We start from the raw sequence: 24175 nt of genomic DNA, 5'->3' as shown, positions 1-24175 counted from the left end.
GTTCAGTGTGTCCGTGGATTGCCGAATACGAGCGTACAGTTGTTGCCACCGAAACCGAACGAATTGCTGAGCGCGACACGGATTGCGCGCGTCTCGTTCGCGAACGCGAGTTGCGGACCGCAGAGCGGGTCGGGCGTTGTGCTGTTCAGCATGCCCGGCACCAGATCCCGTTCCATCGCGAGCAGGGTCACCACCGTTTCGAGGATGCCGGCGGCGCCCAGCGTATGGCCGGTCCAGCCCTTGGTGGAGCTCGCCCGCGTGCCGGGCGGAAACACGTCGGCGACCAGCGCGGCCTCGACCGCGTCGTTCTTCACGGTCGCGGTGCCGTGCAGGTTGATGTAGTCGACATCGCCGGGGGCAAGTCCGGCGCGTGCGAGCGCATCAACCAGCGCCATGCGCGCGCCGAGGCCTTGTGGATGCGGCGTCGACATGTGATATGCGTCGGAGGATTCGCCATAGCCAAGCAGGCGCGGGGCGGAGGCTGCGCCCTCGCGCTCGAGCAGCGCAAAGCCGGCGGCCTCGCCCACCGAGATGCCGCGGCGTGCCGCGTCGAACGGACGGCACGCTTCCGGCGAGATCAATTCGAGCGAGTTGAAGCCGAACAGCACGCTGCCGCACAGCGTGTCGACGCCGGCGAGGATCGCTGCATCGGCCAGCCCGAGCCGGATCAGGCGCTCGGCCTTGGCGAAGATCTTCGCACTCGACGAGCACGCGGTCGCGACGGTCAGGCAGGGCCCGCGTGTGCGGAGCGCGGCCTCGAGGAACAGGCCGAGCGAATGCGGCGTGTGCAGCAGCGGATTGCGCAGGTGTGCCGGAAAGCGGCCTGCGTCGAGATGGCGGTAGGCCTCCTCGGTCGCGCCGATGCTCGCGGTCGAAGTGCCGACGACGAGTGCGACCCGGTCCGCGCCGTGGCGCTCGATCGCAACGCGCGCGGCGTCGAGAAAACCGTCGGCGCCGATCCCGAGCCAGGCGAGTCGGTTGTTGCGACAGTCATGGTCGGCGAATACGGCCGGCAGCGGCGTGGCTTCAAGTCCGTCGACGCGTCCGATCGCGCATTTCAACGGCACATCCGTGAAGTCATTCGTGCGCAGGCCACCGCGGCGTGTCCGGAGGGCCTCGGCGTGAGCCGAGCGGCCGTGTCCAAGCGCTGACGTCGCGGTGCAGGCGGTGATGGCGAGAGGCTGGATCCGACTGGGCACGCGGTTAGTGGACGGACAAGGTCGCGGAATTATGACACGGCCTCTTGCATGAGCATTGCAGGGTTGCTGGGACGACGCGGCAAGCTGCTAGGATTTGCGGACGGCCGGATTGCCGGCCGCACCATCGAAGGAGTCGATCATGTCGCGTACGCGAGTGCTGTCGCTGCTGCTGTTGCCCGTGCTGTTCCTGCTGATGGCGTTCCGCCAGGCGCCGCTGGTCGATCCGGATCCGATCGCCGTACCCCCGAAGACCGCCGAGCACCAGATCGCCAAGGTCATCAAGGTATCGCTGCTGCATCGCGGCTGGACCGTGGACAGCGAGAAGCCCGGAGCGATCGATGCGACCTTGCACCTGCGCGAGCACGTCGCGCGCATTGCGATCAGCTACGACAGTGCGAATGTACGCATCAAGTACCTGAGCAGCGAAAACCTCAAGTACGAGATCGAACACGGCAAACCGTTGATCCACAAGAACTACCTCAGCTGGATCGAGAACCTCGTGACCGACATCCGCACGAACTTCGTCGCGCTCGCAGATTAGGCACGATGACGAGCGAAGCCAGCCGCATCGACAGGGTCGCCGGGTTCCTGCTCGACCTGCAGGACCGTATCTGTGCGGCGCTGGAATCCGCGGACGGCGGCGCGCGCTTCGTCGAGGACGCGTGGCAGCGCGCCGAGGGCGGCGGCGGACGCACGCGCGTACTGAAGAACGGCGCGGTGTTCGAGCAGGCCGGCGTGAACTTCTCACGCGTGTCCGGCGAGCGCCTGCCGCCGGCCGCGAGCGCGCACCGGCCCGAACTCGCCGGCTGTCCATGGGACGCGCTCGGCGTCTCGCTGGTCGTGCATCCGTGCAATCCGTATCTGCCGACCACACACATGAACGTGCGCTACTTCGAGGCGCGGACGAAAAGCACGGATCCGGCCTGGTGGTTCGGCGGCGGCTTCGACCTGACCCCGTTCTATCCGTTCGACGAGGATGTCGTACATTGGCACACGGTCGCGCGCGAGGCCTGCGCGCCGTTCGGCGATGACGTCTATCCGCGCTGGAAACAGTGGTGCGACGAGTATTTCTCGATCAGGCATCGTGCCGAGACGCGCGGCGTCGGCGGTTTGTTTTTCGATGACCTAAACGCGGGTGGTTTCGAGCGCTGCTTCGGCCTGACGCGCAGCGTTGGAAACGCATTCCTCGACGCCTACCTGCCGATCGTCGAACGCCGCAAGGACACGCCGTACGGCGAGCGCGAGCGCGAGTTCCAGTTGTACCGGCGCGGCCGCTACGTCGAATTCAACCTGGTCTACGACCGTGGCACCCTGTTCGGCCTGCAGTCGGGCGGCCGCACCGAATCGATCCTGATGAGCCTGCCGCCGCGCGTGCGCTTCGAGTACGCGTATGCGCCGGAACCGGGCAGTGCGGAAGCGCGGTTAGCCGACTATCTGCGGCCGCGCAGCTGGATCTAACGGACGCATTCCACCGACTCGACCGCGCCTGCCTCGTCCTCCGCCACAGGTTGCAGGGCCCGTGTCGCCGGACTAGACTAATGCGACTTAGTTCACCGAGGAGCGCGCCCGATGGAAACCGTCAACATCCACGAGGCAAAGACCCAGCTGTCACGGCTGGTGGACAAGGCCGCCAAGGGCGAGTCGTTCGTTATCGCCAAGGCCGGCAAACCGCTGGTCAAGGTCACCGCGCTCGAGGCGCCGACCGGCGGCCAGATCCGGCGCCTGGGCTTCATGGCCGGGCAAATCGTCGTGCCTGACGATTTCGACCGCATGGGCGAGGCGGAAATTGCTCAGCTGTTCGGCAGCGACGCGTGAAGCTGCTGCTGGATACGCATCTGCTGTTGTGGGCGGCGGGACAACCCCGCCGCTTGCCGAATGCCGTGCGCCAGTTGCTCGCCGATACAGACAATGAGTTGCTGTTCAGCGCCGTGAGCCTGTGGGAAATCGCGATCAAGCAAGGACTCGACCGCGACGATTTCAAGGTCGATGCGCGTGTATTGCGCCGCGGCCTGCTCGACAACGGCTACGCTGAACTGCCGATGCGCAGTGAGCATGCTGTCGCAATCGACAACCTGCCATCGATCCACAAGGATCCTTTCGATCGCATGTTGATCGCGCAGGCGACGGTGGAAGGAATCACGTTGGTGACAGCTGATCCGATGGTCGCAAAATATCCAGGGCCGGTGCGGAAAGTTTGAACGTGGTCAGCGTCGGGACCACGAGCACATTCGATCGCGTCGCCGAATCCGACGATGTCCTATGGTCCGGAATTTGCTGTGCGCTTCTTTCCGCAGGGGGAGGAAAGCATGGGCAGGACTCACTATGACAATCTGCAGGTTAGCCCGAGCGCGGGCGCGGAGGTCATCCGCGCAAGCTATCGTGCGCTCATCCAGAAGTACCACCCCGATCGCATGGGCGGCGATCGCGAGAGGGGAGAGAGGATCGCGAAGATCCTCAATGAGGCATACGCCGTTCTAGGAGATCCGATTTCGCGACAGCAGTACGATGAGCGTCTTCGTGCTGCACTGAGGAGTGCAGCGGCACAACAAAAGACGTCGCCAGCTTCACCCCCAAATCAGACGGAAGCACCTTCGAATGTGCGAGAGAAATCCCCCGAATCGGTACGACCAAGTCCGCCGATCAACGAGTCAACCAACGGTAGACGCCTCCTACGACATCTGACACTACGGAATGCTCTGGTAGCGTTTCCGATCGTGTTAGCTATTTGGGGCACTGTCCTTGAGACGCTCGATCCGCATCATGCGCCTTCGGAACCGTTGCCGCGCTCATCTGCGCCTGTGGCGCCGGTGCCCGCTCCACCGCCCTCGCCACTTTTGCCCAAAGCACCATCGTTTGCGCAGCCGCCTCAAGAAACGCCAACAACACCAACCGCTGCTTTGAAAGAAAAGGCGGCACCAACGACCATTTACACGACCCAAGTGCCCGAAAACTTGAAACCTGGGGTGAAGGTCAAGAAGATTTCCACATTAACAGACCCGCACACCGGCAAGACCGCGACCCTATATCGCATTACCGCTCCACCCGACAGCGAAGCCAGTGTTCCGTTACTGATCGAGCAGCGGTTCAAGACCGGGGTCCTCAGAATCAATACTTCGAAGCCCGCCATCGCCCCCTTCAAAATCACCTTGCCCAATACATCGTATCTCTATTACCTAAAACTGGTATCTCCCTCGAACAAGAAGAAGGCCATCGTTGCCATCGGCGCGCGCGGGGGACAGACCCTGCGCGTCGATGTGCCACTTGGGACATATCGCCTCCGCTACACCTATGGAGAGACCTGGTATGGGGATAAGGACATTTTCGGCCCGGGAAGGCCCGCGGCAGAAGAGGACGCTGACCTCGAATTTACGCGGGAAGGCGACATGGTGAGGGGTCACGAAATCACCTCATCCAACAGCGAGACGGAAATCTCACCGAGTCGCAGCTTACGCCTGATGATTTCTAGCCAAGCGTAAGGGAAGCGGCGCGCGATGCCAGCGATGCTTACCGAACCCTGCGCCCACTTTCCACGGTGGAAGGTTCCATTGCAACCTGTCCAAGCTCGGCCTGCTTCTCCGGCGTCAGCTTGAGGATGCCGTGGCGGATCTCGCGGCTGAGGATGACGCGGGCGTCGTACGCGACAGTCTGCAGTTCAGGATCGAAGTCGAGCTTGCCGTTCGCGTCGGCCCAGACCACACGGCGTTCGCGCAGCTTGTGGATGAAGCCGCGGAACAGCGACTTGTCGAAGAACTCCGGCGCGTTGAGTTCGTGCAGCAGCGAGAGGCGCTGCGCGGTGAGGTAACACAGGTTCTCGAGTTCGCCCGAGGACAAGGTGCCCGGGCCGTTCTTTACCAGCAGCGCGAGGCCGATGTAGTAGCGCTCGATCGCCGGCAGCAGCGTACGCGCGAGCGCGCGCAGGCGGAACGCGGGATCGCTCTGGCCGGGGCCGCGTTCGATGATGCGGCCATCGGCGTCGGCCTCGAGCAGGCCCTGCGTGATGAAGAAATCCAGCGTCCTCTGGATGTGTTCGGCGAACTCGTCCTCGCTCCACGGCAGGAAAAGTTCGGCCTGCACGAACGGGTAGACGAGGCGGCCGAGGCGCAGGATCGACGCGCGCGCGAGGCGGCGGTTGTTGAGGAAGCAGCAGGCGACCCAGGCCGCGGTCGCGAACAGGTGCACGACGTTGTTGCGGAAATAGCTGAGCAGCACGCCCTGCTTGTCGTCGACGCTGAGCACGTCGCCGAGCGGATGTGCGACGCGGTTGATCCACTGCATCTTCTCGCCGTAGGCGATGATTTCGGCCGGCGCCAGCGGGGTCAGCGTGATGCGGTCGGAATACGGCAGCTCGGTCAGCAGCGCCTTGCACAGCTCGAGCTGCGCGATCAGGTCCGCCTCGGCCATCGCATGCTTCGGCGTGGCCAGCAGCGCGACGGCGAGCAGGTTGATCGGATTGACGTCCGCCGCACGGTTGATGTTGACCAGGATGCGCTCGGCCAGCGTATCCACCGCGCCCTTGAGCCAGCTGGGTTTGACTTCCGGGTCGTGGATCGTCTCGCGCCAGCCCGGCTCGACTTCGTCGAGCAACGAGGCCAGGAACAGCGGCTCGCCGAAATTCACCGCGACCGAACCGAAATTCTGGCGCAGCGCGCGCAGGCTGCGGAACAGGCCGAGCCAGGACTCCTTTTCCTTCGGCTTGCCGGAGAGTTCACCGATATAGGAATCGCCCTCGATGATCTTCTCGTAGCCGATGTAGACCGGCTGGAACACGACCGGCCGGTGCGATTCGCGCAGGAAGCTGCGCAGGGTCATCGACAGCAGGCCGCCGCGCGGGCTGAGCGTGCGCCCCGTACGCGATCGGCCGCCTTCGATGAAATACTCGAGCGACACGCCGCGCGCGAACAGCTGGCTCATGTATTCGCGGAACACCGTCGAATACAGCGGATCGTTGAAGCTGCGGCGCAGGAAGAACGCGCCACCACGCCGCAGCAGCGAGCCCATCACCGGCAGATTCAGGTTCACGCCCGCCGCGATATGCGGAGCGGTCAGGCCGTTGCGATAGAGCAGGTACGGCAGCAGCAGATCGTCGATCGTGCTGCGATGGCATGGCACGTAGATGATTTCGTGGCCGGGCGCGATCGCACGCAGCTTGTCGAAATGGTGCATGCGCACGCCGTTGTAGATCTTGTCCCAGAGCCCGGTGAGCAGGAACGAGGCCGAGCGCACCACCAGCGGCGACTGGTCGGCGGCGATTTCCCAGGCGAACGCACGGGCCTTGGAGACCGCTGCGTCCCTGCCGTTTCCTTCCTTGCTCGCGCTGGCGCTGATGGCGTTCTGTACCGGCGCCGCATTGATCACGCCGTCGATCAAGGTGCGCCGATGCGAGAGGTCCGGCCCGATCACCGTCGCGCGGATGCGCCGGAAGTGCGCGCGCAGGATGCGCTGCAATTTGCGCACGCCGCGCTCGGCGTCGGCCTGGTCCGCGATCACTTCGCGCAAGCTCACCGGCGCGGCGAATTGCACATGCGTGTCACGCCCGTTCAGCGCGAGCGCGAGCAGGCGGCGGAAGCGGCCGACCACGACCCAGTTTTCGGAGAACAGCACGCTGAACCAGCCCGATTCGCGGGCCGGCGCGCGGCCGACGAAGATCGACACCGGCACCAGGCGCACGTCCTTCTCCGGCGCGTCCTGGTCGGGGGCCGCGCGCACGACATCGGCGAGCAGACTCAAGGTTTCCGAGCGGGTCGGATGCGGGCGCCGGCCGAACAGGCGCGGTCGACGCGACAGCGCGACGACCGCACGCCGTCGTTTGATCGGCAGGCGGTCGGCCGCTGCGTACGGCGACGGCAGGCCGGCCTCCCGGCAGGCCTGCTCGAGGATCAGCGTGTCGGAGAGGCCGTAGCGCTCGATGACGTAGACGGTCGGTCGCGCGTCATCGGGCAGCAGCGCGCGCGCATCCTCCGGCGTGCGGTGAATGCGCAGCCACGGGCGCAACAGCGCGCCGAGCGCATCGAGCCAGACAGGTGCCTGCGCGGCGGCAGCCGTGCGCGGCGCCGGAAGCGAATCGTTCATGAGCTAAGTTTAATGCGCGCGGCCGCACACGCGGGCCGCGCGTCGGGGCGCTCAGTTCTGCGAAGCCGGCGCGGCGGCCGTGTCGGCAGACTTCTGCTGAGCCGCTGCGGCTTCCTCGGCCTTCTTCTGGCTGAGCTTCTCGATCGCATCCTTGCCATACCAGCGGCCATCGACATTGACCATTTCGGTCTCGGTCGTCAGCGGCGTGCCGAGCAGCGCGTAGGAGACCTTCACCTTCGCCGTCTTGCCATCGTTCGAGACGACCTCCGGCTTGACCGAATCCAGCGTCTGGTCGAGCGAGAAGCCGTACACGCCGAGCGCGTCCTTGAAGCCGAGGAACGCGACCCGCGCCTTCTGCATCGCCTGGTCGAAGTTCAGCGCGCGTGCCTCGTCGAGCGTCTTCAGGTTGATGTCGCGCGCGGACTTGCTGGCGATCGCGAGCACTTTCTTGACCGAATCCGGATCGGTGAAGTGGGTCTTCTGCACCCAGGTGCCGAGCGCGTTGATCGCGGCGACCGCCTGCTGCTTGGAGTCCTCGGACATGTCCTTGTTCTGCTGGACCATGCCCTGCAGCCAGCTCGAACCCATCGCGACGTACATCGGGATCTGCTGCTGGTACTGCGCGTCGAACTGCTTGAGCTGCGGCTCGATCTCGGCGAACAGCTTCTGCTCCGCGTCCGGCGCGGTCAGCTTGCCCATCGTCTCGGCGAACTTCTGGCGGTCCTCGTCGGTGATCGGCTTGTCGTGGGTGTCCTTGGTCCAGTCGGCCTTGGCTTTCTCGAACTCGGCCGGCGGCATCGAGTTCTGCATCAGGCCGGCGATGTCGCCCTGCTTGAGCAGGTCGATGGACTTGCGGATCGCCGCGTCGGGAGCGCTTGCCACGGCCGGAGCGACTGCCGCGCCGGAATCGGCCGGCTTCTGTTCGCAGCCGGCGACGAAGACGAGCAACGACGCCGCCAACGCGGTGCGGACGATGGGCTTGAACATGGGAAGTCCCCGAACGGTAGGAAGGGCGCGAACTTTATCAGCGGGCCGGCGGGGCAGCCACTGTCCGCCGTTGCGCGCGGCGCGTGCAAAAGAAAACCCGGAGGGCGGACCGTCCGGGTTCAATCCGGCAGTCGCCGGAGGGGGAACTTGTACGTCGTTCTCTGGTTTGTCCGGTTGCGTGTCCGGTTCTGGGCGCTTGTTCGGTTGCGTCACCGTGATTCCAGTGCGCGAATATACTTACACGGAACATCTAATGCAACACCTTAGATATTATTAGATAACATGCTGTTCTTTAACGCTTATTTGCGCAACGCGTCGATCTTGTTCTGCCGCCGTTCCGCCGCCGGGCGCGACCACTCGTTGTTGAACAGCGCGGGCTCCCACGAACCGTAGGTCGGGTTCGGCAAGACGAACCAGCGCTCGCCGAACCAGCCCTGGTACGCGGCGACCGCGGCGCGGCGGCCCTCCGACGTGTTCGCCAGCACGTCGACGAAATCGCCGAGCTGGTCGCCGAGCTGGAGCAGCACGCGGTGCTTGCGGCCGATCAGCTGGCGCCGGCAGCCTTTCTCAGTGCCGACCTGCTCGCAGCCCGCGACGACGGTGCCGAGTCCGAAGAACACCTGCTCGCCGCTGGCCAGCGGGAAGCCGTCCGCGCGCAGGTTCTCCAGGGTCGCCTCGTTGAGGTCCTGCGCGCGGTTCGAGAGATAGAACACCGTCACGCCGTGCTTCGCGGCCAGTTGCGTGAATTCCAGCGCGCCCGGCAACGGCTTCGCGGCCTTCTCGTGGCACCACTCGGCCCAGGTGAATTCGTTGTAGTCGCCGCCATTCGCGACGAGGCGCGCCTGGTAAGGCGAGTTGTCGAGCACGGTCTCGTCGATGTCGACGATGACCGCGGGCTTGAGGCCCTTTGGTGCGTTCGTGCGCTCCGCGTGCGACAGTGCATCCCAATTGCGGTCCTTGAGCGCCTTCAGCAGCTTCTCGCTCGCCTGTGCGTACACCTCGCGATAGATCAGGTCATGCTCCACCGCGGTCTGCGTCCACGCGACCGCATTGAGGTTGTCGTTGGCTGCCGCGCCGGCCGGCGCGGCAGCCGCGGCGGTGGGCGATCGTGGCGCGGACGACTTCGGCGCGGTGGCGCAACCGGCGAGCAGTGCGGCGCACAGGACGACGCAAACAGGAACTTTCGACATGCTGACTCCGTGGTGGATGCCTTAGGGTCTGGTGACAGTTTCCCAACCGATCGCGCCGGGATCGGTTTGTGTGCAGGGCAAGGAAGAGTGAGGGAGTGTATGTCGATACATGACCGAGCGATGACGCCGCCCTGCACACAAACCGACCGGCTGGGAAATTATCAACAGGCCCTGGATTGGAATTGACGCGGTCAACGCATACGATCCGGTTAGTTTATGACACGACGTCGCGCACCTCGGATGGGCGCGGTCGTCCACGCCACTCCGCTTCGACGCCCGGGACGCCCATGGACCTGCCGTTCGGCTCGCGCCTGAACATTGCCAGCTACCTGCTTGCCGCGCTGGCGCTGTTCCTGATCCTCGAACTGCACCTGCTGCCCGCGCTGCTGGCCGGCCTGCTCGTGTACACGCTGGTCGACGTGCTCGCACCGCCCCTGCAGCGCCACCTGCCCGGCGCGCGCGCGCACGGTGTGATCGTCGCGCTGCTCAGCGTGGTCGTGGTCGGCATCCTCACGCTCATCATCATCGGCGCGATCGCGTTTCTGCGCAGCGAGCTCGGCAACCCGCGCATGGTCTTCGAGAACATGATGCCGCTGATCGATCGCGCACGCGGGCAGCTGCCGCAGATCGTGGTCGATCATCTGCCGGACAGCATCGAGGACTTCCGCACCGCCGCGATCGACTGGCTGCGCCAGCACGCCACGCAATTGCAGCTCGCCGGCAAAACCGCCGCGCGCGTGATCGTGCACCTGTTGATCGGCATGATCCTCGGCGCAATGGTCGCGCTCGCCAGCGCGCTCCCCAGCACGCGTGGCGGACCGCTGGCCGACGCGCTGGTCGCGCGCTGCTCGCGCCTGGTCCATGCGTTCCACGATATCGTGTTCGCGCAAGTCAAGATCTCCGCGATCAATACCGCGTTCACCGGAATCTTCCTGCTCGTCGTGCTGCCGCTGTTCGGCATCGAGCTGCCGCTTGCCAAGAGCCTGGTCGCGGCGACTTTCATCGCCGGCCTGCTGCCGGTGATCGGCAACCTGATCTCGAACACGCTGATCTTCGTGGTCGGTCTGTCGGTGTCGCTCGGCGTCGGCATTGCCGCGCTGGTGTTCCTGATCCTGATCCACAAGCTCGAATACTTCCTCAATGCGCGCATCGTCGGCACGCAGATCCGCGCGCGCGCCTGGGAGCTGCTGATCGCGATGCTGTTCATGGAGGCCGCGTTCGGCTCGGCCGGGGTGATCGCGGCGCCGATCTACTATGCGTACCTGAAGCGCGAGCTGGAAGCGGGGAAGTTGATCTGATGCCGCATCGGCTTGAAAGCGGGCGACATCACCTGAGCCGTTCGCGCTGAGGTATCGAAGCGCGCCAGCCCTCCGTTCGGAGGGATGCGAAGTTCGCCCTTCGATACCTCAGGGCGAACGGCGGGGCTCACGTATCGAGCGCCCACGGTCCGACGACGCCCGATGCCGCCTCCTCAGTCGGCGAGCAAACTCGCCAGCCGCGCAATATGCGACGAGGCGAGTTCCTGCTTGTGCGCCGCATCCTGTTCGGGATCCTGGCCGGACCAGTGAAGGTCCGCGGACGGCAGCTCCTTCAGGAACCGGCTCGGTTCGTTGACGAGGATCTCGCCGAAACGCTTCTTGCGTTTCGCATACGAAAGTGAGAGCTGCTCCTTCGCACGCGTGATGCCGACGTACAGCAGGCGACGCTCTTCCTCGACGCGTCCTTCCGCGACGCTGCCCTCGTGCGGCAACGTGTTGTCGTCGACGCCGACCAGGAACACGAAACGGAATTCGAGTCCCTTCGCCGAGTGCAAGGTCATCAGCCGCGCCGAATTGCCGGGATCGTCACGGTCGCCGTGGCTGAGCAGCGCGAGCTGGGCGGCGAGATCGCCGGCGGCGCCGTCCTTCTGCATCGCGCGGAACCATTCGGAGAGTTCCTTGAGATTCTCGATGCGGCGTTCGCGCAATACCGGTTCCTTGACCTGCGCCGCGATGTGTTCGGCGTAGCCGATGCGCCGGATCAGTTCCTCGACGAGCTCCGCCGCGGGTAGGCGCTCGGCTTTCGCGGCGAGCTCGCGCACCAGGCTGGCGAAGCCGACCAGCGACGAAGCCGCGCGGCCGGCGAGCTGGCCGAGCACCGCATCGCTCTGCGCCGCGCGCAGCAGCGAGGAATGGCGCGCACCGGCAAGTTCGCCGAGCTTCTCCAGCGTGGCCGCGCCGATATCACGGCGCGGCAGGTTGACCACGCGCAGGAACGCCGCGTCGTCGTCCGGGTTGTTGATCAGGCGCAGATACGCGAGCAGGTCCTTGACCTCGGCGCGGTCGAGGAACGCGGTACCGCCGGTCACGTGATACGGCACGCGCGCGAGGCGCAGCGCCTTCTCCAGCGCGCGCGACTGGTGGTTGCCGCGGTACAGCACCGCGAACTCGTGCCACGGCGTCTTGTGCTTCTCGGCCAGGTGCGCGATCGCGCCGGCCACGCACTCGGCCTCGTGCTCGTCGTCGCGGCATTCGACGACGCGGATTGGCGGGCCTTCGATTTCCTGGCTCCACAGTTTCTTCTCGAACAAGTGTGCATTGTTCGCGATGACCGCATTCGCCGCACGCAGGATGCGCCGCGCGCAACGGTAGTTCTGTTCGAGCTTGACCACGCGCAACTTCGGATAGTCACGCGACAGCTCGGCAAGGTTCTCCGGATTCGCGCCCCGCCACGCGTAGATGCTCTGGTCGTCGTCGCCGACCGCGGTGAACGCGCCGCGCTCGCCGGCCAGCGCCTTGATCAGCCGGTACTGTGCGCTGTTGGTGTCCTGGTATTCGTCCATCAGCAGGTAGCGGATGCGCTCCTGCCAGCCACCGCGCGCCTCGGCGTCGTTTTCGAGCACGGCGAGCGGCAGGCGGATCAGGTCGTCGAAATCGACCGCATTGAACGCGGCGAGGCGCTTCTGGTAGCGCGCATAGATGTCCGCGGCCTCGCGCTCGCGTGCACTCGTCGCGCGCGCGGCCGCCTGTTCGGGCGTGAGGCCTTCGTTCTTCGCGCGCGACACCAGCGACTGCAGCGCGTACAGCACGTCCGGCTTGATGCCCTTCGGCGCGAGTTCCTTGATCATGCCCTGCGTGTCGTCCGCGTCGAGCACCGAAAAGCCGCGGCGCAGGTCCGCGCGCGCGTGCTCGATCTGCAGGAACTTGAGCCCGAGCGCATGGAACGTGCAGACGGTGAGTCCTTCGGCCGCGCTTCCCGAAACCAGCCGGCCGACGCGCTCGCGCATCTCGCGGGCGGCCTTGTTGGTGAACGTGATCGCCGCGACCTTCGCAGCCGCGACGTTGCGGCGCTTGATCAGGTGCGCGATCTTTTCGGTGATCACGCGCGTCTTGCCGGAGCCCGCGCCGGCAAGCACGAGCAGGGGGCCGTCGCAGTACTCGACGGCGGCACGTTGTTGCGGGTTGAGCATGATGAAGCCGGGAATCGGGAATGGAGAATGGAGAATCGGGACTCGGAAAGCGTTGGGATCGATGTCGCCAACCACACCAGACGCTGTTTGATACTGTGCCACACTTGTTGCAGGGATGAGCTTGGCTCCTCCAATTCCCGATTCTCCATTCCCGATTCCCGGCTCTCAATGGCCAAACTCTACTTCTACTATTCGGCAATGAACGCCGGCAAGACCACGACCTTGCTGCAGAGCGCCTACAACTATACCGAGCGCGGCATGCGCACGCTGATCCTGACCCCGCAGCTCGACACGCGCGCGGGCGAGGGCGTGGTCGCTTCGCGGATCGGCCTGCGCGCGAACGCGAGGCGTTTCACACGCGAGGACGATCTGCTTGCAATCGCGCAGGCCGACATCGCGGTGCACGGCAAGCTCGACTGCGTGCTCGTCGACGAAGCGCAATTCCTCAGCAAGGCGCAGGCCTGGCAGCTCAGCGACGTGGTCGATGCGCTCGGCATCCCGGTGTTGGCCTACGGCTTGCGCACGGATTTCCGCGGCGAGCTGTTCGAAGGCAGCCAGTACCTGCTGGCCTGGGCCGACAACCTGATCGAGATCAAGACGATCTGCCATACCGGCAGGAAGGCGACGATGGTCGTGCGCGTCGACGAGCATGGCCGCGCGGTCACCGACGGGCCTCAGGTCGAGATCGGCGGCAACGAGCGCTATGTCTCGGTCAGTCGCGCCGAGTTCAAGAAGATCATGTCCGGCGAAGGCCGCGTCGAGCTGCAGCAGCCCGTGCTGCCGCTCGAGACCCACAAGGAAACCCGGCAATGAGTGCACCGAACTGGCCGCGGCCGCAATGGCGGAACAGCGGCGATGAAGCGTTCCTGCTCTGGTTCGTGTTCGGCGACTTCGAGCCCGACTTCAAGATCGACGCGGAACACTACCGCACGCGCGGCACACCGCCGGGCATCGAAGTCGTGCGCTACGTGAACCGCGAGCTCGCCAAATGGAACGGTTATCCGCTCGCGGGCATGCTCGGCGGGATGCTGTATGAGGAGAACGCGCGCCTGTTCGAGCGGGCGAAACAGGCCGGCGAATGCGTGATGCTGCGCGGCGCGATCGCCGACCCCTCCGACCTCGACAGCCTGCGCGATCTCGTCGGCACGATCACTGCGCTGACCGATCTTGGTGGTGTCGCGGTGATCGATCCGCAGACCTTGACGATGTTCGACGCGAACGAATGGCGGCAACGCTTCTTCGCGAACGACGCCCTCGCGCCACGCGACCATGTGCTGATCCTGTGTGACGAAGATGACCGGCACGCCGGACGCCAGCACGTGCACACGCGCGGCCTGCGCAAGTTCGCGCGTCCCGACATCAGCATTCGCAATGTGCCACCCGATGCCGCGAACGCTGCCGGCGACCTCGCCGGGCGTTTCGTCGACTTCCAGGCGCGCGGCGGTCTCATCGAGGACGGCCATGCGGTCACGATCGACGGTGCGCCGTCCGGCATGAAGGCGCAGGTCGCGGGCGCGTTCGACGATCCGGAGTTCAACAACCGGCATCTCGCGCTGCGTTGGCCGGACTGATCTTCGTCAACGCTGGCAACGCGGGCAGTAGTAGGTCGAGCGCTGGCCGAGCACGATTGCACGGATCAGTGTGCCGCACACTTTGCACGGTTCACCTTCGCGGCCGTAGACGAACAATTCCTGCTCGAAATAGCCGGGCAGGCCGTCGGGGCTGATGAAATCGCGCAGGGTCGTGCCGCCGCGTGTGATCGCGTAGGCGAGGATGCGTTTCACCTCGTTGGCGAGGCGCGCGTAGCGCGTGCGCGAGATCGAACCCGCCGCGCGCTTGGGGTGGATGCCGGCCGCGAACAGCGCCTCGCTCGCGTAGATGTTGCCGACACCGACCACGATCGCCTGGTCCATCAGGAATACCTTCACCGCCGCGGCGCGACCACGCGAGCGCGTCCACAGCAGGTCGCCGTCGAAGTCGTCCGACAAAGGTTCAGGTCCGAGCCCCGCGAGCAGCGGATGCACCTCGCCACGCGGTTGCCAGAGCTGGCAGCCGAAACGGCGCGGATCGGTGTAGCGCAATACGCGACCGGAATCGAGGCGCCAGTCGACATGGTCGTGCACGCCGATCGGCGTCGCCGCCGGCAGCACGCGCAGAGAGCCCGACATGCCGAGGTGCAGCAACGCGCTGCCGGGTTCGGTATGCACGAGCAGGTATTTCGCGCGGCGCTCGATCGCCTCGATGCGCTGCCCGGGCAGCTGGGTGCGCAGTTCGCGCGGGATCGGCCAACGCAAACGCGGCTGGCGGATGTGGAGCGCGACGACGGTGCGGCCGACCAGATGCGGCGCCAGGCCGCGGCGCGTGGTTTCGACTTCGGGGAGCTCGGGCATGGTCGGCGCTACGACGAAGTGCAAGCCCTCTCCCCCACGCTCTCGCGCGGGGGAGAGGGTTGGGTGAGGGGGCGAGGGCCGCAGTGAATCGCCGAGCCAGAATGTACAAGACGCACTTCGTACAAGGCGTCGGCACGCGACCTACGGTGCACATTGATGGCGCCCCACCCCCTCACCCCAACCCTCTCCCCCAACGACAACGTCGTTGGGGGAGAGGGAGTCATCGCGATCGCGTTCATTTGGGCTTCGCCAGCTCGTTCTCCGGCGCCGCGAACAACCTTGCACTGAAGCGATCCGGCACCAGCGCAATCAAGCCGCCGACTTCAACATAGCGATCGCCATGGATCGCATCGGTGGTGCCGAATTTCAAGGTCGTGCCGTCCAGCGTCAGCGTCGCCTGCGGGGGATCGAGGCCGAGCTTCGACGCCTCGAGCTCACCGGCGGCATGCCGGAAGCGCACCGGCGCATGCGCGATCGCGGCGAGCCTGTCGACCGCGGCATCGTCGGCCGCACGCGCGAACGGCTCGCGCATCTGCCAATGCCCGTCGACCTTGTCGAAACGGCGCGGTTTGCAGGCATTGCAGGTCACCGCGAGCGAGCGCACGGCCGCCAGGTCGATCGTGGTCAGCGGATCGAACGCGAGCGTCTGCTCGCGCCGGATTTCCGCGAACACTGCCGCACCGAGCAGCGCGACCGCCGCGAGCAGGAACACCAGGGTGCGCGTGCGGCGTTTCATCTCAGCGCCGGCGACGACGCCACCAGATCAACGCGCCGCTGCCGGCGAGCAGCAGCGGCAGCGCGATGAGGAACGCGACCGCGAGCGCGGTCAGCGCGGCCTGCGAGAGCTTCAGCTCGCGATCCGGCGCGCTCTTGTCCGCGACCGCAATCTGCGCGTCGTCGCCGAGCAGCCAGTCGAACACGCGCTGACCGAATTCGCGATTGCCGCCGTTGCCGAGAAAACTGTTCGAGAGGAAATCGCCGTCGCCGATCACCGCGACACGCTGCTCGTGCTTGTCGGGCCGCGGCGATACGCGCGTCAACGCGAAGCCGAGGTCGAGCGGACCGGCGATCTCGCCGGCGTCCGCGTCCTGGCGGATCGTGTCGCCGGCTTCACCGGCCTTCGGAATATGGCCGGTCTCGTTCCACGATTTCGCGCTGGAGCGCAGGATCGATTGCATGGCCCAGCGCGTGCCGGCGAGCTGCGCGATCGCGGCCGGCTGCGGGAACAGCGTGGTGAGCGCGAAGTCCTGCGTGATGGCGTGCTTCGGGTAGTGGTCGACCGCGACGAAGCTTGGATCGCCCAACCCGAACGCTTGGCCGCTGCCGTCGACGACGGTGCCCGGCAGCACGCGGATGCCCAGTGTGTTGGCGAGATCGTCGAACCCAGTGTTCTCGCCGGGCTCGATCAGCCAGAGCAGGGCGCCGCCACGATCGACGTAATCGACGAGTTCGGCAGCGACCGCCGCCGGAACTTTCACCTGCGGGTTCGCGATGACCACGAGATCGGCGTTCTCGGGCACCTTGCCGGTGTTCGCGAGCGGCAGCGGCACCGCACGCAGACCGCGATCGGCGAGCGTGGCGACGAACTGGCCGAGATCCGCATTCGCCTTGCCGAGCGGCTGGCGCTCGCCCTCGCCCTCCAGGAACGCAACGATGCGCTCGCGCGTGCGCGACAGGCGCAGCAGCGCGTTCGAGAACTCGGCTTCGCTCAACACCTTGAGGCGCTCGCTGCGTTCCTTGTAGCGGACCGCGAGTTCGCCATCGACCGTCACGCCGGCCGCACGCATCGCGTTCGGATCCGCGTCCGGGTCGACGAAACGCAGGGACAGGTCGGGCTTGACGCGCCGGTAGCGGTCGACGAAATCCGCGATCACCGCGCGCAGGCCACCCTGCTTGCGCGCGTAGCTGACCACCTCGATCGGCGCATCCAGCGACTTCAGCAGCGCGACCGACTCAGCGCCCAGGCTCGCGCTGTGCGTGCGGCTCCAATCCTGCACGAAGCCGAAACGCGTGCTCAGGAATGCGATCGCGACCGCGATCAGGACCACGAGCAGCGCGTGGATCGCATTGCTGAGGCGCTCGCGCAGGTGGCCTGCCATGCTCATTGGGGATGATGGATCGCGTAGGGATCGGGGTGCGGGGCGCCGGCCCGGAGTGAGGCCCATGGCGGCGCTGTGGGCCGAGTGAGGGACAAGCCCTGCGCCACGAGACCAAGCGAGCCGCTTTCGAAATGGTCATTGCAGGCCACTAGTCGGGTCTCGTGCGCAATGCGTCCAGCTGCCGCGTCGCGAGCGCGAGCGCAACGCCGACGATCAGCAGGAAATACACGATGTCGACGCCGCCGACGAGGCCGCGAAAGAACGGCTCCAGATGCGTCGGCAACGCGAGATAGTTGATGCCGCTGTTGCTGATGCCCTGCAGGCGCGCACCGGCATCGACGACCGCGAGCAGGCTCGTGAGCGCGAGCGCGGCGGCCGCGGCCAGCGCCGGCTGCACCGCCCAGGCCGAACAGACCAGACCGATCGCGGTCAGCGCGGCCGCGAACAGCGCGAGGCCGAGCGTGGCGGCCGCGATCTTGCCGAGATCGAGTGCGGTGCCGAAGCCGAGCGTGATTGGCATCAGCACCACCAGCGCGATCAGCACGAACACGAAACCGAGCGCACCGAGATATTTGCCGAGCACGATGCGCACATTGCCGGCGCCGCTCGCGAGCAGCAGGGGCAGCGTCTGCGCGCGACGTTCACCGGCGAACGCCCGCATCGTGACCAGCGGCACCAGCAGCACCAGCAGGTTGCCGAAGCTGCGCAGCAGCGGGATCGCGACGAGGTCGGTCACGCCGGGCGCATCCTTGAGGCCGCCGAGTTTCGGCGCCAGATCGAGAAACCCCTGCAGCGCGAGCAGGAACTGCCAGGCGACCAGCGCGACCACGACCGCGGCCAGTGTCCACGCGAACGGCTGCACGACGAGGCGCCGCCATTCGTGGCGCGTGATCAGGAAGGTGGCGCTCACGCGGCTTGCGCCGGTGCGTCGCTGGCCGCGATCGCGAGAAAGGTCTGTTCCAGCGCGAGGCTGTCGGCACGCAGTTCCTGCAAACCGAAACCGCGCGCGACAACCGCACCGGCGAACGCGTCGACTGTGGCGTTCGCGTTCAGCTGCACGCGCCAATGCGTCGCGTCGATCGGAGCCGCGGCGATGACCATCGGCAGCGCCAGCCAGTCGTCCACCTGCAGCGCTTTGCCGACGCCGACGCGGACCGCGCCTTGGTCGACCTGCGCATGCGTCGCGCCGACATGGCGCAGTTCGCCCTGGTGCAGGATCGCGACGCGATCGCAGCAAGCGGACACGTCCGGCAGCACGTGCGTCGAGAGCACCACCGCGTGATCTTCGCCAAGCCCGCGTACGATCTCGCGCAGCTTCAGCGCCTGCACCGGGTCCAGGCCCGAGGCCGGTTCGTCGAGCACGATCAGCTCGGGGTCGTGCAGGATCGCCTGGGCGAGGCCAACACGCTGGCGGAATCCCTTGGACAGGGCCGCCATCGGCCGATGACGCACGTCACCGAGGGCGCAGCGTTCCAGGGTGCGGTCGATTGCCGCAGGGACCGCTCCGCGCGCAAGCCCATGCAGGCGCGCGCAGAAGCGCAGGAACTCCGCGGTCGTCAGCTCCGCGTGCAGCGGCGGCGTCTCCGGCAGGTAGCCGATGCGGCGGCGCGCGAGTTCGGGCTGTTCGTACAGGTCCGCGCCGCCGAGGCGCACCGCGCCCGCACTCGGCGCGAGTACGCCTGCGATCATGCGCAGCGTGGTGGTCTTGCCGGCGCCGTTGACGCCGAGCAGGCCGAGCACTTCGCCGCGCGCGACGTTCAGGTTCAGGTCGTGCACGACCGTGCGTCCGGCGAGGCGGCGGCTGACGTGGTCGAGGCTGAGTGTGACGGGCGCGTTCACGAACCGTGATTGTTCCGGTTCCGGGGCCTCGCGGGCAAGCGGCGCAACGCTCCGGCCTGCTGCAGGCAGTGCGGCAAAGCTTGACAACGTCGATGGCAGCCCCATACCGGGACGGGTATAGTCACCCCTTCGACTCTCTGGCCACACCGCCACATTCCATGTTCGATACCGTGCTTTCCTTCGTTTCACGCGGGCTGACCCAAGCGTCCTGGGGCGGCTGGATCGTGTTCATGCTGGTCGTCACCCAGCTCACGATCTTCACGATGACGCTGTACCTGCACCGCAGCCAGTCGCATCGGGGCGTCGAGTTCCATCCGATCCTCGCGCATTTCTTCCGGTTCTGGTCGTGGTTCTCGACCGGCATCAACACCAAGGAATACGTGGCGATCCATCGCAAGCACCACGCCAAGTGCGAGACCGAGGAAGATCCGCACAGCCCGCAGATCGCCGGCCTCAACAAGGTGCTGTTCGATGGCGTGGACCTGTATCGCATCGCCAGCCTCAACCGCGCCGACATGGACAAATACGGCGTCGGCACGCCGGACGACTGGATCGAGCGCAAGCTGTATACGCCGCACTCGGTGCTCGGCGTCGCGCTGCTGCTGGTCGTCAACATGCTGCTGTTCGGCGTGGTCGGCATCGCGATGTGGGCGCTGCAGATGATCTGGATCCCGTTCTGGGCCGCCGGCGTCGTCAACGGCCTCGGCCACTGGTGGGGCTACCGCAACTTCGAGACCGCCGACACCGCGACCAACCTGACCCCGTGGGGCATCTGGCTCGGCGGCGAGGAACTGCACAACAACCACCACGCGTTCCCGAGCTCCTCGAAGTTCGCGCTGCGCAAGTTCGAGTTCGATATCGGCTGGGCCGCGATCCGCATGTTCGAGACGGTCGGCCTGGCCAAGGTACTGCGCGTCGCGCCGAGCCTCGACGTGCGCCCGAACATGCACCTGCCGGACACGGACACGGTCAAGGCCGTGCTCGCGCACCGCTTCCATGTGATGAGCGACTACTTCCGCGGCGTGATCGCGCCGACCTTGCGCGACGAAGCCGCGAACGCCGGCGCCGGCATCAAGGAACTGCCGCGCAAGCTGCGCCGTGCGCTCGGCAACGGCGGCCGCTGGCTCGACGCGGCCTCGCGCGAGCGCATGGTCGCGTTCACCGAGAAACACCCGCAGCTGCGCACGGTCTGCGAATTCCGCGCGCGCTTAGCCGCGCTGACCGAACGCAACGGCCGCAACGCCGAGGGCATGCTCGACGCGCTCAAGGAGTGGTGCCACGAGGCCGAGGCGACCGGCATCCGCACCTTGGCCGAGTTCGCGGCACGCTTGAAGGGCTATCGCCTCGCTGGCGAGCGCGTCTGACTGCTGGTTTTCCGCGTTGAATGAAAAGGCCCGCCGCTCGGCGGGCTTTTTTTTGCGTTCGAGAGCGCCGCTCGATCAAGCAACCCGCGGCCCCTCTTCCTGCGATCGCGTCGAAGTGGGCAATTTCCACGCCAGCGCGCGTTCGTCATGTCGCACGTTCCAGCAACCCTTGCGTGCGCTGGGCGACACCTATGTCTTGCCGCCAATTTCTGCCCCGGGGTCCTGGGACGGAAGGGCGGTGCAACTATGGAGGACGTCGCGATGAAATGCTTTGCACGACCTGCCAACCAAGGTCGGAAGGCCGCACAACTCAGGCATACCCTCACATTCAGCGCATTCAGCGCATTCAGCGCTGCCCTGCTCGCCGCCGCCGCCGCACGCGCCGAGCAGCCACCCGCACCTTGTCATCCCAATCCACAGGCGAAGGAGGACGTCGAGACTGTCAGCGAACGCGGCGACATTAAGCATCTTCCCGACCACCTGCAGGACGCGCTGGAACGGCTCGCGGACAGGCCGCACACCTATCTGCCGTTGCAGATCTACGCGGAGGCCGACAGCCCGAGCCAGCTGTTTCAGTACTACCTGCTCGACACGCACGGTTTCGAGCCGAATCCGTTCACCGCGCAGTTCGCCGGCGTCAACGACAAGGCCATGCTCACGGCGACGGGCGGCAACTGTGGCCTGCCCGCAATCGGGGCGGTGCGCGTGGCGCTGGAGCCCAAGCCGGGCCTGCCGACCGATCCGAATAACGTACGCGCCTTCATCGACATCTTCACCGACATCTCGGGGTTGTTCGTGATCAACAACGAGAGCGGCTGGTACGAGGGATGGATGATCCACGACCTGACCGTGCCGGCCGTGGCGCCGCCGCGCCCGGACGGCCACGCGCAGTTCGGCAAGCTGCTGGCGGCGGATGCCGAGGCGTTGAAGAAAAGTGGCAGCGGCCACAACGTGCCGGGCGCGACCTTCACCGTGGATGGCAAGGCGGTTCATCTGCCCAGTGCACACGATCATTTCCCGGACGTGCAGACCAATGTCGTGCCGATCCAGTTGAGCATGGGCGCCTACAACTGCCTGCAGCAGATGGATTGCCACGCGTATTGGGAATTCAACTACCAGACCGACTGGATCCATCCGCTCTACGAACTGCCATTCACCGGCGGCATCGCGGGAACATTCGAGGCGGGGAAGATCGGCGCGCTCTCGTCGCTCATACCCGGCTCCGGCCCGTCGGGCGTGAAGAACGATGCGGTCCACTACGGAGACGACCCGAACACCGCAGGCGTCCTGCAGGGGGCGGGACCGCGCGATGCCGACAAGTTCGACGGGACCGATGACACCCAACGCGAGTTCCGCCAGCGCTTCATCCCGAGCGGCCTGGCCAACGAGATCTTCCTCGATGTCTACGAACGCGTTGCCTCGTTCGAACCCGGCGTGACCTTCCCGCAGCGGCTGTTCGATGCCTATGCGGCCGAGGTGAAGCGGGTGGACGCCAACGGCGATGGCGTGATCTCGGCTCCCGAGGGCGATGTCGATACAGCCAGCGATGGATTCCCCAACAACGAGCGGCTGTTCATCCCGGCAACGCAGTTCAAGCGCTTCGCGGTGACCCGCGAAATCAACGATGGCCTGCTGGCACCGCGTTTCGCGCCCAGCCAGCGTGCGTGGGTGCTGCAAGGTGCGCTGGTGCCCGTGCATCCGGCCGTGCCGGCTTCTGCAGGGCGGGATGCCGATGACCGCTAGTCGGTTCATGGACGGCGTATCGAGGGAATTGATACGTCGCGGCCGAGCGGGCGGGGAGACGGCGGAGCGGATGGTCCGCCGTCTCCTTGCAGTCGACGCGCGAAGAAGGCCGCCCATGCAACCAATCCCTCATCTGCTTGCTCGCAGAGCGACGTCATCGTAGAAACGAAAAAGCCCGCACTTGGCGGGCTCTTTCGTCTCGATCCGGCTTTCGCCGGGCGATCAGCGCTACGCGCGGATCACTTGATCTTGCCTTCCTTGTACGCCACGTGCTTGCGCACGACGGGGTCGTATTTCTTGACCTCCATCTTGTCCGGCGTGTTCTTCTTGTTCTTGTCGGTCGTGTAGAAGTGACCGGTGCCGGCCGAGGAGATCAGACGGATCTTGTCGCGCTTGGATGCCATGGTTCAGTTCTCCTCAGATCTTCTCGCCGCGCTTGCGCAGCTCGGCGACGACGACTTCGATGCCCTTCTTGTCGATCGTGCGCAGCCCGTGGCTGGACACGCGCAGGGACACCCAGCGGTTCTCGCTCGGCACCCAGAAACGGCGCTCGTGAAGGTTCGGCAGCCAGCGGCGCCGCGTCTTGTTGTTGGCGTGGGAAACATTGTTGCCGGAAAGCGCTCCCTTTCCGGTGACCTGGCAGATTCTGGCCATTGCGAACCTCTTCGATATCGTTTCCGTCCTTGGCCAGGACGGTGGCGGCCCAGCGGCGGCGATGCGCCATGCGATGCTGGAAACGCTAGGCCGGACGACGCGGGCGGACCGCATACCGGGATCCGCGTGCCCGAAACGGGCTACGAACGGCGAAGCGAGCCGCGCTTTATAGCGGAATCAGGGGCTTGCGGCAAGTGGGGCGGCGAATTTTTATGCGGGAACGTGAAAGGCGCGATGTCTTGGCGCCATGGCGGACCGTGGGCCTTGCACCTTCCGGCAGCCCCCAGACGACGAGTCAGAGCTCCTCGGTCATCGTCCGCTTGGAGCGCTTGATCAGCCAGCCCACACCCCTCAGGTCGGTAATCCCGACCAGCGCGCGATTGAGGTTGTTGTACTTCGAGGTGCCGGTGCCGCGCGGTCGGTGGTTGACCGGCACGCTCTTGACCCGCCAGCCGGCGCGCTGCATCAGCGCGGGCAGGTAGCGGTGCATGTGGTCGAAATACGGCAGATCGAGGAACGCGGCGCGCTCGAACAACTTGATGCCGCAGCCGGTATCCGGCGTGTCGTCGCGCAACAGGCGCGAGCGGATCGCATTGGCCCACTTGGAGGCCCAGCGCTTGCTGCCACTGTCCTTGCGGTTCACGCGCCAGCCGGCATAGAGCTTGATGAGGGCCGGCGATTCGTCGCGCATCGCGATCAGCTTCGGGATGTCGGCCGGATCGTTCTGGCCGTCACCGTCGAGCGTCGCGATCCACGCGCCGCGCGCGGCCTTGACGCCGTTGCGGATCGCGGTGCTCTGCCCGCTCTGCGCGAGGTGCCGGATCACACGCAGTTCCGGATAGGTCGCCTTCGCGGCCGCCAGCACCTTGAGCGAGTCATCCTTGCTGGCGTCGTCGACGTAGACGATCTCGAAATCGGCGCGCCCGCGCAGCGCGGCGGCGATCTCGGCGAGCAGCGGCGGGATGTTGCCCTGCTCGTTGAACACGGGCACGACGACGGACAGTTCGGGCATGACGCTGGGCGAGCCTTACACGGAAGGCGCGCATTATCGCCGATTGTCGCAGCGGCATCGTGAGTCCGCATGCTCGCGATTGTCGTTCACGCCTCGATACGCCGGAGGCGTGCCCCGTCCTGAGTCCCGAGTCCTGAGGTATCGAAGGGTCGAAGGGTCGAAGGATCAGCGCGAACGGTTC

The 24175-nt window shown here is 66.0% G+C and carries 23 protein-coding genes; 10 read left to right on the top strand and 13 right to left on the bottom strand.

What is annotated here, in order from left to right:
- Nucleotides 1–2 precede the first annotated feature (2 nt).
- A complete protein-coding gene (locus tag ABD002_RS07745; protein ID WP_379988778.1) occupies nucleotides 3–1187 on the bottom strand; it encodes a beta-ketoacyl-[acyl-carrier-protein] synthase family protein in 1185 nt (394 codons plus the stop codon).
- A 151-nt stretch (nucleotides 1188–1338) separates the two neighbouring features.
- On the opposite strand from ABD002_RS07745, the gene ABD002_RS07740 reads away from it, so the two are divergent.
- From ABD002_RS07740 to ABD002_RS07720, 5 genes are all read left to right on the top strand, one after another.
- Nucleotides 1339–1740 carry a hypothetical protein gene (locus ABD002_RS07740; RefSeq protein ID WP_343789024.1) on the top strand — a complete coding sequence of 134 codons (402 nt, stop codon included), beginning with the start codon at nucleotides 1339–1341 and terminating at the stop codon, nucleotides 1738–1740.
- A gap of 5 nt (nucleotides 1741–1745) precedes the next feature.
- Nucleotides 1746–2657 (top strand): oxygen-dependent coproporphyrinogen oxidase, encoded by a 912-nt coding sequence (hemF, locus tag ABD002_RS07735; RefSeq protein ID WP_343789021.1) that lies wholly within the window; start codon nucleotides 1746–1748, stop codon nucleotides 2655–2657.
- A gap of 111 nt (nucleotides 2658–2768) precedes the next feature.
- Entirely contained in the window at nucleotides 2769–3014 is a 246-nt protein-coding gene (locus ABD002_RS07730) for a type II toxin-antitoxin system Phd/YefM family antitoxin (protein ID WP_343789018.1), read from the top strand.
- Nucleotides 3011–3397 carry a type II toxin-antitoxin system VapC family toxin gene (locus tag ABD002_RS07725; protein ID WP_343789016.1) on the top strand — a complete coding sequence of 129 codons (387 nt, stop codon included), beginning with the start codon at nucleotides 3011–3013 and terminating at the stop codon, nucleotides 3395–3397. The genes ABD002_RS07730 and ABD002_RS07725 overlap by 4 nt, the downstream gene beginning before the upstream one ends.
- A 54-nt stretch (nucleotides 3398–3451) precedes the next feature.
- Entirely contained in the window at nucleotides 3452–4675 is a 1224-nt protein-coding gene (locus ABD002_RS07720) for a J domain-containing protein (protein ID WP_343789013.1), read from the top strand.
- A gap of 28 nt (nucleotides 4676–4703) precedes the next feature.
- Here the strand turns inward: ABD002_RS07720 and plsB are convergent, their stop codons facing one another.
- From plsB to ABD002_RS07705, 3 genes are all read right to left on the bottom strand, one after another.
- Entirely contained in the window at nucleotides 4704–7268 is a 2565-nt protein-coding gene (gene plsB, locus ABD002_RS07715; RefSeq protein WP_343789010.1) for a glycerol-3-phosphate 1-O-acyltransferase PlsB, read from the bottom strand.
- 51 nt (nucleotides 7269–7319) lie between these two features.
- Nucleotides 7320–8255 carry a hypothetical protein gene (locus ABD002_RS07710; protein ID WP_343789007.1) on the bottom strand — a complete coding sequence of 312 codons (936 nt, stop codon included), beginning with the start codon at nucleotides 8253–8255 and terminating at the stop codon, nucleotides 7320–7322.
- Between the two features lie 299 nt (nucleotides 8256–8554).
- Nucleotides 8555–9445, bottom strand: coding sequence for a 5'-nucleotidase, lipoprotein e(P4) family (locus ABD002_RS07705; protein WP_343789004.1), 891 nt, complete (start codon nucleotides 9443–9445; stop codon nucleotides 8555–8557).
- Between the two features lie 287 nt (nucleotides 9446–9732).
- Between ABD002_RS07705 and ABD002_RS07700 the strand changes: the two genes are divergently transcribed.
- Complete coding sequence (locus ABD002_RS07700; RefSeq protein WP_343789001.1) at nucleotides 9733–10743, top strand: AI-2E family transporter; 1011 nt, start codon at nucleotides 9733–9735, stop codon at nucleotides 10741–10743.
- Nucleotides 10744–10916: 173 nt separating this feature from the next.
- On the opposite strand, the gene ABD002_RS07695 is transcribed toward ABD002_RS07700, so the two are convergent.
- Entirely contained in the window at nucleotides 10917–12893 is a 1977-nt protein-coding gene (locus ABD002_RS07695; RefSeq protein ID WP_343788998.1) for a UvrD-helicase domain-containing protein, read from the bottom strand.
- A gap of 168 nt (nucleotides 12894–13061) precedes the next feature.
- On the opposite strand from ABD002_RS07695, the gene ABD002_RS07690 reads away from it, so the two are divergent.
- Together ABD002_RS07690 and ABD002_RS07685 are read left to right on the top strand one after the other, a co-directional pair.
- Nucleotides 13062–13706, top strand: coding sequence for a thymidine kinase (locus tag ABD002_RS07690; protein WP_343788995.1), 645 nt, complete (start codon nucleotides 13062–13064; stop codon nucleotides 13704–13706).
- Entirely contained in the window at nucleotides 13703–14464 is a 762-nt protein-coding gene (locus ABD002_RS07685; protein WP_343788992.1) for a hypothetical protein, read from the top strand. The genes ABD002_RS07690 and ABD002_RS07685 overlap by 4 nt, the downstream gene beginning before the upstream one ends.
- 6 nt (nucleotides 14465–14470) lie before the next feature.
- Here the strand turns inward: ABD002_RS07685 and mutM are convergent, their stop codons facing one another.
- The 5 genes from mutM to ABD002_RS07660 form a co-directional block, all read right to left on the bottom strand.
- Complete coding sequence (mutM, locus tag ABD002_RS07680) at nucleotides 14471–15283, bottom strand: bifunctional DNA-formamidopyrimidine glycosylase/DNA-(apurinic or apyrimidinic site) lyase (RefSeq protein WP_343788989.1); 813 nt, start codon at nucleotides 15281–15283, stop codon at nucleotides 14471–14473.
- A gap of 235 nt (nucleotides 15284–15518) precedes the next feature.
- A complete protein-coding gene (locus ABD002_RS07675; RefSeq protein WP_343788986.1) occupies nucleotides 15519–16019 on the bottom strand; it encodes a hypothetical protein in 501 nt (166 codons plus the stop codon).
- A gap of 1 nt (nucleotide 16020) precedes the next feature.
- Entirely contained in the window at nucleotides 16021–17388 is a 1368-nt protein-coding gene (locus ABD002_RS07670; protein ID WP_343788983.1) for a GldG family protein, read from the bottom strand.
- Nucleotides 17389–17530: 142 nt separating this feature from the next.
- Entirely contained in the window at nucleotides 17531–18292 is a 762-nt protein-coding gene (locus ABD002_RS07665; RefSeq protein ID WP_343788980.1) for an ABC transporter permease subunit, read from the bottom strand.
- Nucleotides 18289–19221: an ABC transporter ATP-binding protein gene (locus ABD002_RS07660; RefSeq protein ID WP_343788977.1), complete on the bottom strand. Its 933-nt coding sequence runs from the start codon at nucleotides 19219–19221 to the stop codon at nucleotides 18289–18291. Before ABD002_RS07660 ends, ABD002_RS07665 begins: the two co-directional genes overlap by 4 nt.
- Before the next feature lie 158 nt (nucleotides 19222–19379).
- On the opposite strand from ABD002_RS07660, the gene ABD002_RS07655 reads away from it, so the two are divergent.
- Both ABD002_RS07655 and ABD002_RS07650 read left to right on the top strand, forming a co-directional pair.
- Nucleotides 19380–20585 (top strand): DesA family fatty acid desaturase, encoded by a 1206-nt coding sequence (locus ABD002_RS07655; protein WP_343788974.1) that lies wholly within the window; start codon nucleotides 19380–19382, stop codon nucleotides 20583–20585.
- A 261-nt stretch (nucleotides 20586–20846) separates the two neighbouring features.
- Entirely contained in the window at nucleotides 20847–22328 is a 1482-nt protein-coding gene (locus tag ABD002_RS07650; protein ID WP_343788971.1) for a hypothetical protein, read from the top strand.
- 239 nt (nucleotides 22329–22567) lie between these two features.
- On the opposite strand, the gene rpmG is transcribed toward ABD002_RS07650, so the two are convergent.
- The 3 genes from rpmG to ABD002_RS07635 form a co-directional block, all read right to left on the bottom strand.
- Nucleotides 22568–22732 (bottom strand): 50S ribosomal protein L33, encoded by a 165-nt coding sequence (gene rpmG / locus ABD002_RS07645; protein WP_343788967.1) that lies wholly within the window; start codon nucleotides 22730–22732, stop codon nucleotides 22568–22570.
- A 13-nt stretch (nucleotides 22733–22745) separates the two neighbouring features.
- On the bottom strand, nucleotides 22746–22982 hold the full coding sequence (gene rpmB, locus ABD002_RS07640) for a 50S ribosomal protein L28 (RefSeq protein ID WP_343788964.1): 237 nt from the start codon (nucleotides 22980–22982) through the stop codon (nucleotides 22746–22748).
- A 295-nt stretch (nucleotides 22983–23277) separates the two neighbouring features.
- Entirely contained in the window at nucleotides 23278–23994 is a 717-nt protein-coding gene (locus ABD002_RS07635) for a glycosyltransferase family 2 protein (protein WP_343788961.1), read from the bottom strand.
- Between the last annotated feature and the right edge of the window lie 181 nt (nucleotides 23995–24175).

Origin of the sequence: Dokdonella soli (genome assembly GCF_039523175.1) — a bacterium.
Classification (GTDB): Bacteria; Pseudomonadota; Gammaproteobacteria; order Xanthomonadales; family Rhodanobacteraceae; genus Dokdonella_A; species Dokdonella_A soli.
Note: the sequence above shows the minus strand (reverse complement) of the source record. Positions and strands in the feature narration are given on the sequence as shown.

Excerpts from the sequence above, each read along its gene's own strand:
- rpmG (WP_343788967.1), bottom strand. The coding sequence starts at position 22,732 with ATGGCATCCAAGCGCGACAAGATCCGTCTGATCTCCTCGGCCGGCACC.
- rpmB (WP_343788964.1), bottom strand. The coding sequence starts at position 22,982 with ATGGCCAGAATCTGCCAGGTCACCGGAAAGGGAGCGCTTTCCGGCAAC.
- hemF (WP_343789021.1), top strand. The coding sequence starts at position 1,746 with ATGACGAGCGAAGCCAGCCGCATCGACAGGGTCGCCGGGTTCCTGCTC.
- ABD002_RS07650 (WP_343788971.1), top strand. The coding sequence starts at position 20,847 with ATGAAATGCTTTGCACGACCTGCCAACCAAGGTCGGAAGGCCGCACAA.
- ABD002_RS07705 (WP_343789004.1), bottom strand. The coding sequence starts at position 9,445 with ATGTCGAAAGTTCCTGTTTGCGTCGTCCTGTGCGCCGCACTGCTCGCC.
- ABD002_RS07635 (WP_343788961.1), bottom strand. The coding sequence starts at position 23,994 with ATGCCCGAACTGTCCGTCGTCGTGCCCGTGTTCAACGAGCAGGGCAAC.
- ABD002_RS07720 (WP_343789013.1), top strand. The coding sequence starts at position 3,452 with ATGTCCTATGGTCCGGAATTTGCTGTGCGCTTCTTTCCGCAGGGGGAG.
- ABD002_RS07670 (WP_343788983.1), bottom strand. The coding sequence starts at position 17,388 with ATGAGCATGGCAGGCCACCTGCGCGAGCGCCTCAGCAATGCGATCCAC.
- ABD002_RS07740 (WP_343789024.1), top strand. The coding sequence starts at position 1,339 with ATGTCGCGTACGCGAGTGCTGTCGCTGCTGCTGTTGCCCGTGCTGTTC.
- ABD002_RS07690 (WP_343788995.1), top strand. The coding sequence starts at position 13,062 with ATGGCCAAACTCTACTTCTACTATTCGGCAATGAACGCCGGCAAGACC.
- plsB (WP_343789010.1), bottom strand. The coding sequence starts at position 7,268 with ATGAACGATTCGCTTCCGGCGCCGCGCACGGCTGCCGCCGCGCAGGCA.
- ABD002_RS07730 (WP_343789018.1), top strand. The coding sequence starts at position 2,769 with ATGGAAACCGTCAACATCCACGAGGCAAAGACCCAGCTGTCACGGCTG.
- ABD002_RS07675 (WP_343788986.1), bottom strand. The coding sequence starts at position 16,019 with ATGAAACGCCGCACGCGCACCCTGGTGTTCCTGCTCGCGGCGGTCGCG.
- ABD002_RS07695 (WP_343788998.1), bottom strand. The coding sequence starts at position 12,893 with ATGCTCAACCCGCAACAACGTGCCGCCGTCGAGTACTGCGACGGCCCC.
- ABD002_RS07700 (WP_343789001.1), top strand. The coding sequence starts at position 9,733 with ATGGACCTGCCGTTCGGCTCGCGCCTGAACATTGCCAGCTACCTGCTT.
- ABD002_RS07685 (WP_343788992.1), top strand. The coding sequence starts at position 13,703 with ATGAGTGCACCGAACTGGCCGCGGCCGCAATGGCGGAACAGCGGCGAT.
- mutM (WP_343788989.1), bottom strand. The coding sequence starts at position 15,283 with ATGCCCGAGCTCCCCGAAGTCGAAACCACGCGCCGCGGCCTGGCGCCG.
- ABD002_RS07710 (WP_343789007.1), bottom strand. The coding sequence starts at position 8,255 with ATGTTCAAGCCCATCGTCCGCACCGCGTTGGCGGCGTCGTTGCTCGTC.
- ABD002_RS07655 (WP_343788974.1), top strand. The coding sequence starts at position 19,380 with ATGTTCGATACCGTGCTTTCCTTCGTTTCACGCGGGCTGACCCAAGCG.